8 protein-coding genes are annotated in these 7,347 nt (G+C 61.7%); 4 read left to right on the forward strand and 4 right to left on the reverse strand.

The features are described from left to right. Window positions 1–83: 83 nt before the first annotated feature. Both aqpZ and PQQ96_RS41130 read left to right on the forward strand, forming a co-directional pair. Complete coding sequence (gene aqpZ, locus PQQ96_RS41125) at window positions 84–824, forward strand: aquaporin Z (protein ID WP_408303012.1); 741 nt, start codon at window positions 84–86, stop codon at window positions 822–824. A gap of 144 nt (window positions 825–968) precedes the next feature. Then, the gene (locus PQQ96_RS41130; RefSeq protein ID WP_408303014.1) at window positions 969–1,664 is read left to right on the forward strand and encodes a histidine phosphatase family protein; all 696 of its coding nucleotides are present in this window, start codon (window positions 969–971) and stop codon (window positions 1,662–1,664) included. Window positions 1,665–1,711: 47 nt separating this feature from the next. Here PQQ96_RS41130 and PQQ96_RS41135 read toward each other — a convergent pair whose 3' ends face one another. Together PQQ96_RS41135 and PQQ96_RS41140 are read right to left on the reverse strand one after the other, a co-directional pair. Next, entirely contained in the window at window positions 1,712–2,533 is an 822-nt protein-coding gene (locus PQQ96_RS41135; RefSeq protein ID WP_408303016.1) for a Cof-type HAD-IIB family hydrolase, read from the reverse strand. Between the two features lie 87 nt (window positions 2,534–2,620). Then, window positions 2,621–3,502: a glucosamine kinase nucleotide-binding domain-containing protein gene (locus PQQ96_RS41140; protein WP_408303018.1), complete on the reverse strand. Its 882-nt coding sequence runs from the start codon at window positions 3,500–3,502 to the stop codon at window positions 2,621–2,623. 140 nt (window positions 3,503–3,642) lie between these two features. Here PQQ96_RS41140 and PQQ96_RS41145 point away from each other — a divergent pair, with 140 nt between their 5' ends. Then, a complete protein-coding gene (locus PQQ96_RS41145) occupies window positions 3,643–4,239 on the forward strand; it encodes a DNA-3-methyladenine glycosylase I (RefSeq protein WP_408303020.1) in 597 nt (198 codons plus the stop codon). Between the two features lie 111 nt (window positions 4,240–4,350). Here the strand turns inward: PQQ96_RS41145 and rpsU are convergent, their stop codons facing one another. Both rpsU and PQQ96_RS41155 read right to left on the reverse strand, forming a co-directional pair. Further along, complete coding sequence (rpsU, locus tag PQQ96_RS41150) at window positions 4,351–4,563, reverse strand: 30S ribosomal protein S21 (protein ID WP_006050883.1); 213 nt, start codon at window positions 4,561–4,563, stop codon at window positions 4,351–4,353. A 358-nt stretch (window positions 4,564–4,921) separates the two neighbouring features. Continuing rightward, a complete protein-coding gene (locus tag PQQ96_RS41155; protein ID WP_408303022.1) occupies window positions 4,922–5,863 on the reverse strand; it encodes an aldo/keto reductase in 942 nt (313 codons plus the stop codon). Between the two features lie 267 nt (window positions 5,864–6,130). Here PQQ96_RS41155 and PQQ96_RS41160 point away from each other — a divergent pair, with 267 nt between their 5' ends. Further along, window positions 6,131–7,279, forward strand: a complete 1,149-nt coding sequence (locus PQQ96_RS41160; protein WP_408303024.1) for a flagellin — start codon at window positions 6,131–6,133, stop codon at window positions 7,277–7,279. Window positions 7,280–7,347 lie beyond the last annotated feature (68 nt).

The following is a 7,347-nucleotide window of genomic DNA, read 5'->3' on the forward strand; positions in this document are numbered from 1 at the left end:
CCTAGAATTGCACGCTCAAAGACATGCACTCGCGCTTAGCACGCATGCCATTCCAAGCGCCAAACATTTTAGGATTACCAATCATGCAGTTGTCAAAGCGCCTTGCTGCCGAGCTGTTCGGCACCTTCTGGCTCGTGCTCGGAGGCTGCGGCAGCGCCGTCCTCGCCGCTAACTTCGCCGGCCCGGTCCACGGTCTGGGCATCGGCTTCGTGGGTGTTTCGCTCGCATTCGGCCTCACGGTCCTGACCATGGCTTTTGCGATCGGCCACATCTCCGGCTGCCACCTGAATCCGGCGGTGAGCGTCGGCCTGACCGTCGCAGGCCGCTTTCCGGCTCGCGACCTGCTGCCGTACATCGTTGCTCAGGTGATCGGCGCGGTGTTGGGTGCGCTGGTGCTGTCGCTGATCGCCTCGGGCAAGCCGGGCTTCGACCTTGTCGCCAGCGGTTTCGCCAGCAACGGTTACGATGAGCGCTCGCCGGGCCATTACTCGCTCGCTGCCGCATTCATTTGCGAAGTGGTGATGACCGGCTTCTTCCTGTTCGTCATCCTCGGCGCAACCGACAAGCGCGCGCCGGCCGGCTTCGCGCCGATCGCCATTGGCTTGTGCCTGACGCTGATTCACCTGATCTCGATTCCAGTGACCAACACGTCGGTCAACCCGGCGCGCTCCACCGGCCCGGCGCTGTTCGTCGGCGGCGCAGCGGTGGATCAGTTGTGGATGTTCTGGGTCGCACCGATCATCGGCGCAGTGATCGCAGGCGTGCTGTACCCGCTCATCGCCGAAAGCCGCCGCGGCAATTCGCAGGAACTGGCGCTCGACTGATTAGCGAGTGCGCTATCCGGGCAGTCAAGGCGGGCGCTACGGCGCCCGCTTTGTTTTTGTGCTCACGATGCAGGCGGCCCCGTGGCTTGCCAATGGCCCACTGCTAGAATCGTGCGACTTCCCAAGCTCACACAGGTACGATCGATGACCCGTTTCCGCGGATTCCTGCATGGCGTCGCACTCTCCATCGCCGGACTGTGTGCTGGCGTACTGGCGTTACCCGCTGCCCATGCCGCGGACGGCAATACGGAAACGCTCGTATTCGTGCGCCACGGTGAGAAACCCGCCAAGGGTTACGGCCAACTCAGTTGCCAGGGGCTCAACCGCGCGCTGGCCTTGCCGGCGGTGATCGCCGCCAAGTTCGGCAAACCGGATGCGATCTACGCACCCGATCCGGGCCAGCAAAAGGACGACAGCGGCCATCCCTATTACTATATCCGGCCGCTTGCGACTATCGAGCCGACCGCCATCCAGTTCCAGATGCCGGTGCAAACGCCGTACGGCTTTGCACAGATCGACCAGCTTGGCACGGCGCTCGTCAATCCGGCCAATCGCAACAAGCTGATTGTCGTTGCGTGGGAGCACAAGCTGATCGTGAAGTTGCTGCGCCAGATGATGAGCACGCATGGCGGCAACGCCGCGGATGTCCCCAACTGGCACACCGACGACTTCGACAGTATCTATATTGTTCGTCTCAACTGGCAGAACGGCACGGCCCACGCCAGCTTCAAGCTTGACCACCAAGGGCTGAACGGCCGCGCTGTGGATTGTCCATGCGCGGCACTGCCGGGAAGCTCTTCGGCAGCTCCAGCGGGTGCTTCCGCGAGCGCTGCCGATTAGCCGGGCGTACGGATGTAAGCCTCAATGACGGGGCGACAGCGCCGATTTCAGGACATCAGTTCGTCGTCGAGCGAGAAAAGCTTACGCAGATGGTGCGCAACGCCCGCTTCGAAGTTGTTGCCGATGCGCGGCACGTTCGGCAGACGCGTGATGAGATCGGGATTGGCGTTGTTCATCATGAACGGATGGCCGGCTGTCTCCAGCAGGTCGATATCGTTCATGTTGTCGCCGAAAGCCACGCATTGCGAGGCGTGGACGCCGAGGCGCTCGAGCACGATCTGCAAAGCACGTCCCTTCGAGACGTTCGACGTCATCACCTCCAGACAATCCGGCAGTGAATAGGTGACGTACAGCGCGTCGCCAAATTCGCGCGCCAGGCTGGCCGAGACATGCGCGAGATCGGCGGGCTCCCCGATATAAAGGACCTTGGCGATGTCGACGCCGTCGTGCTTCGGCAAATCGGTCACTTCATAGGTGAAGCCGGAATCCTGGTGGAATTTCAGCAGGTCCGGCGCATCACGGTCGATCAACCACGCCTGGTCGGCGAACAGGTTGACGATCACGCGGCCATGCGCGCCGACGATTTCCGGCTGCACCAGCCGCTGCACGATGGCCGGAGGCAGGTCATCGGCGTGGATCACGGTGTTGTCCGGCGCGTGAATGCGCGCGCCGTTCGACGTGATCAGATACGGGTTGATGCCTAGCAGGTCGCGAATAGCCGCCACGTCGCAGTAGTGGCGCCCCGTTGCGATCACGAAGTGCTGCCCATCGCTTTCCAGCTTACGCACCGTGGCGATCGTGAACGGGTCCACCTGGTGATCGGCGTTGAGCAGCGTGCCGTCGAGATCAGTAGCAATGACTTTGTACATAGTGTGAGCAGCCGGGCAGCATCAAAGATCGCATTTTACCGTTGTGCGCCGCATCCGCGAGATTGCGCCCGGCGCGCCAGCCGATTCTCAACCTGCGATGCGAACCGCTTCGCGCTGCGCCAACTGCAACGCGCCGTGTGCCGAGTCCGCCAACGGCTCGCGCAAGCGAGCCTGATAGATCTGGGGCACGTACTCGCGCAAAGGTGCGCCGAGACCGCCGCTCAGCGCGACTGGCAGAGTCGCCGAAGGGTCGAGCGCGGCAATCATCTTGCCCACTTCGACGCCGGCCTCGCCGAGCAGACGCGCCGCGAACGGATGCGTGCGATGCGCGATGACGACCGGTGCAAGCCGTGCATAAGCAGTCTGATTGGCTTCGCACAGCCAGACCACGAGGCTGTCGTAGTCATGTGCACCGGCGTGGGCGAGCATCGCCTGCGCCAGATCGTCGGTGGGTGCACGGCCGTCGAGCGCCTGCTGCGCGTGCACGATGGCCCGCAGCCCGAGCCAGGCGCCGCTCGCTTCGTCGCCCGACGGGTAACCGAAGCCGCCAGCGACTCGGCATTCACCATTGCCATCAAGCACGGCCGCCTGACTGCCCGTGCCAAGCGCGACCACCACGCCGGGCGCGCCGCCGTGTGCGCCCAGCAAGCTGGTGTAAACATCGCTTTTCACCGCGAGCCCGGCCACTGCGGGGGCCTGCGCGCGAAATGCGGCCAGCCAGTCGCGATTATTGACCCCTGCCAACCCGCAGCCGAGTACGCAGCGCGACCAGTCCAGCGCCACACCGGCACGTGCAAATGCGTCGGCGCACCCGGCTCCGATGGCCTGCCACGCGCGCTCCACACCGAGGCCCAGACCCGACGGCCCGCTCGCCGCCTGCGCCAGTTCGCGGCCTTGCGCGTCGCTGAGTACGACCCGGGTACCGCTGCCGCCGCCGTCAATGCCGATCAGAAAGAGGTCTTTATTCATCGAATTGGGTGAGTTCAGGTGGGGAATAACGCATAGCGTGGCAGGTCAGTTTCAATCCGGCAATCGGCCGAATAGCCAACTTGCGGCGCGTACGGCTTCCGTTATGCTGACGAGCGACATGACAACGCGGGAGCGCGAAAGTGACACAGCGATGCAACTGGGTATCGAGCGAAGCGCTCGCACACTACCACGACACCGAATGGGGCGTACCCTCGCGCGACGATCAGCATTTGTTCGAACTGCTTGTGCTGGAAGGCGCACAGGCGGGTTTGTCATGGTCGACGATTCTCAACAAACGAACCGGCTATCGCCGCGCATTCGCCGACTTCGACATCGACAAGGTGGCGCGCTTTACGCCCAAGCATGTCGATGCACTGGTGCTGGACGAAAGTATCGTGCGCCATCGCGGCAAGATCGAGTCGGCGATTACCAACGCGCGCGCCGTGCAGCAGATTCAGGCCGAGCACGGCTCGCTCGCCAACTTCGTCTGGTCGTTCGTCGATCAGACGCCGATCCAGAACGATTGGGCATCGTATAAACAGGCGCCTGCATCGACCGAAGTGTCGGACGCGCTCAGCAAGGGGCTGAAGCGCTATGGCTGCAAGTTCGTCGGCTCGACGATCTGCTATGCGTTCATGCAGGCGATCGGCATGGTGAACGACCACGAGGCGGGCTGCATGTGCCGGGCGCGCTGCGTGGCGCTCGGCAAAAAAGGACGTAATCGCAAAGCGGGCTGAGGCGGCGTCGCCGAACCGGCGACCCAAAAGCAAAACGGCGATGTGGCTTCTTTCGAAGCTCACACCGCCGTTCGGCGTGCAATGCGCGAAATGCAGCGCGGAAAAGCGTGCTTAGTGCAGCTTTTTCGGCAGCATCTGGCTGCGCAGGCGCTTGTGCAGGCGCTTCACAGCAGCAGCCTTCTTGCGCTTACGTGCCGTGGTCGGCTTTTCGTACGATTGGCGCTCACGCAGTTCAGCGATCAGGCCATTCTTTTCGATTGCGCGACGAAAGCGGCGAATCGCCACTTCGAACGGCTCGTTTTCTTTCAGAAGAATCGTCGTCATGTAATTCCTAACTCAATCACTTGATAGGGGTAAATTGCGTGGCGGATACCGCTCACGCGCCGGCCCTCCGGTCGTTTCGATTCATGGCCAGTAACAGGCAAACGCGGGACAAATCCCGGCCAAACCACGAATGAAACGAGAGGCATAACGGCCACGGAGGCCGGAAAAGAGAGGTGGGGAGTTCACCGCGGAACGCGGACAGACGTAATGCCGAAGCCCCGTCTGCTGCCGTTTCGCCAACCTTTCATCAATGAAAAACATTGACGAAACAGGCAAAGATCTCAATTCACTCCCGATGATATCAGGAAACTCTCCATCCTACCAGGGGTTTAGCGATCGCGCCAGGCCTCCTGCACGGTCAGGCGCTCGCTTCGTCCAGCTCGCGGATATCGGCACCGGTCAGCATTAAATGGACTGCGGCGGCCAGGCTTTTGAGCTGGTCGACCGAGGTCGCGCTGGCAATTGGGGCGGTAACACTTGGACGGGCGATCAGCCATGCAAGTGCGACGGTGGCCGGCGTGCTGCCGTGCCGCCCGGCGACCCGGTCGAGCGCGTCCAGAATCCGCAAACCACGCTCGTTCAGATACTTCCCGACCCGGCTGCCGCGCGCCTTGTTGGCCAGATCGGCCTGCGAACGGTACTTGCCGGACAGAAAGCCGCTGGCAAGACTCCAGTACACCACCACACTGAGCTGATTGGCGAGCGCCACCGGTTCGATGTCACGCTCATACTCCGCGCGATCGTACAGGTTGTACTCCGGCTGCAGCAATTGATACTCGGGCAGCCCGTGCTGGCGGGACACGGCGAGCGCTTCCTCGACGCGCGCGCCGCTGTAGTTCGACGCGCCGATCACCCGCACCTTGCCCGCCTCGATCAGCTTCTGATAGGCGCCGAGGGTTTCGGTCAAAGGCGTTTCGGTGTCGTCGTCGTGAGAAAAGTAGACATCGATGTAATCCGTCTGCAAGCGCCGCAGCGAATCGTCGACCGCAGCGTGAATGTTCGCCGCCGACAGGCCCTTGCGCTGCGGATGCTTGGAAACCTTCGTGGCGAGCACGATCTTGTCGCGTTTGCCGCTCTGCCTGAACCACTTGCCAATGATGGTTTCCGATTCGCCGCCCTGGTTGCCCGGCGCCCACGCGGAATAGACATCGGCGGTATCGATAAAGTTGAGTCCAGCATCGACAAACGCATCGAGGATCGAAAACGAGGTCGCCTCATCGGCGGTCCAGCCAAATACATTGCCGCCGAACATAAGCGGCGCAACCTCCAATTCGGAACGTCCAATCCGGCGCTTTTGCATGATTTCTCCAGGGTTTGCCACAAGAGAAAAAGAGAATACGCCGTCTTTTCAATACCTGCAGTGAATCGTCCGAACAAGGCTGCAAGCGGCTTACAGACAAGCGACGGCGTAACCCGCCGTAAAAACAATTGGGTCGCTATAGCACAAAGTCCCTCAAGTTTTTTTTAGACGCGCCGTCAACCTTCACTGAGGCGGCCAGCAATGAACGAGTGCTTCCGCCGATGCCAACGTGGCGTTTTGGGCTCAAGGCTTAATTAGGAGATTTTCATGCTCGGAATCAATAGCAACATCAACTCGCTGGTTGCACAGCAAAACCTTAACGGCTCGCAAAGCGCCCTCTCGCAAGCCATCACGCGCCTGTCGTCGGGTAAGCGCATCAACAGCGCGGCTGACGATGCAGCAGGTCTGGCAATCTCGACGCGTATGCAAACGCAGATCAACGGCCTCGACCAAGGCGTGTCGAATGCGAATGACGGCGTGTCGATGATTCAAACCGCATCGAGCGCACTGTCGTCGCTGACGTCCAGCCTGCAACGTATTCGTCAGCTGGCCGTGCAGGCATCGACCGGCACGCTGTCGTCGAGCGACCAGGCAGCACTGCAGCAAGAAGTTTCGGCACAGATCTCTGAAGTGAACCGTATCGCGTCGCAAACGACGTACAACGGCACGAACATTCTGGACGGCTCGGCAGGCAGCGTGACGTTCCAGGTCGGCGCGAACGTCGGTCAAACGATCAGCCTGAACCTGAGCCAGTCGATGTCGGCTGCGAAGATCGGCGGCGGCCTGGTGCAAACGGGTCAAACGGTCGGCACGGTTGCTGTCAGCACGGATGCGACCGGCACGTACACCAGCACCGGCGCGACGATCACGTCGGTCAACGTGCTGTCGGACGGCAAGGGCGGCTACACCTTCACCGACCAGAACAATCAGGCGATCTCGTCGGGCGCAGTGGCCAACATCTTCTCGGCCGGTACGGCAGCAGGTACGGGCACGGCAGTCACCAACCTGACGCTGAACGCCACCCTGGCTACGGCGATGGGCGCGACCGCGTCCGGCGTTGCAGCCGCGTCGGTTGCCCAGATCAACTCGATCAACAACCCGCCGACGGTTTCGGGCCTGAACATCGATACGATCACTGGCGCAAACCAGGCCATGGTCTCGATCGACAATGCGCTGCAGACGGTGAACAACCTGCAAGCATCGCTGGGTGCCGCACAAAACCGCTTCACCGCAATCGCAACGTCGCAGCAAGCTGAGTCGACCGACCTGTCGTCGGCACAATCGCAAATCACGGACGCCAACTTCGCACAAGAAACGGCCAACCTGAGCAAGGCGCAAGTGCTGCAACAAGCGGGTATCTCGGTGTTGGCGCAAGCTAATTCGAACCCGCAGCAAGTTCTGAAGCTCCTGCAGTAAGAGCTGATGCAGTAACGGCGATGGGCCCCCCGCGCGCGCGGGGCCGGGGCCCGGTTTAAAAAAACCGG

The organism is Paraburkholderia sediminicola (genome assembly GCF_046027825.1).
In the GTDB taxonomy this organism is placed as follows: domain Bacteria; phylum Pseudomonadota; class Gammaproteobacteria; order Burkholderiales; family Burkholderiaceae; genus Paraburkholderia; species Paraburkholderia sediminicola_D.

Bases quoted from the DNA above. Each gene is read 5' to 3' on its own strand.
- aqpZ (WP_408303012.1), top strand. From the start codon at position 84: ATGCAGTTGTCAAAGCGCCTTGCTGCCGAGCTGTTCGGCACCTTCTGG.
- PQQ96_RS41130 (WP_408303014.1), top strand. From the start codon at position 969: ATGACCCGTTTCCGCGGATTCCTGCATGGCGTCGCACTCTCCATCGCC.
- PQQ96_RS41135 (WP_408303016.1), bottom strand. From the start codon at position 2,533: ATGTACAAAGTCATTGCTACTGATCTCGACGGCACGCTGCTCAACGCC.
- PQQ96_RS41140 (WP_408303018.1), bottom strand. From the start codon at position 3,502: ATGAATAAAGACCTCTTTCTGATCGGCATTGACGGCGGCGGCAGCGGT.
- rpsU (WP_006050883.1), bottom strand. From the start codon at position 4,563: ATGACGACGATTCTTCTGAAAGAAAACGAGCCGTTCGAAGTGGCGATT.
- PQQ96_RS41155 (WP_408303022.1), bottom strand. From the start codon at position 5,863: ATGCAAAAGCGCCGGATTGGACGTTCCGAATTGGAGGTTGCGCCGCTT.
- PQQ96_RS41160 (WP_408303024.1), top strand. From the start codon at position 6,131: ATGCTCGGAATCAATAGCAACATCAACTCGCTGGTTGCACAGCAAAAC.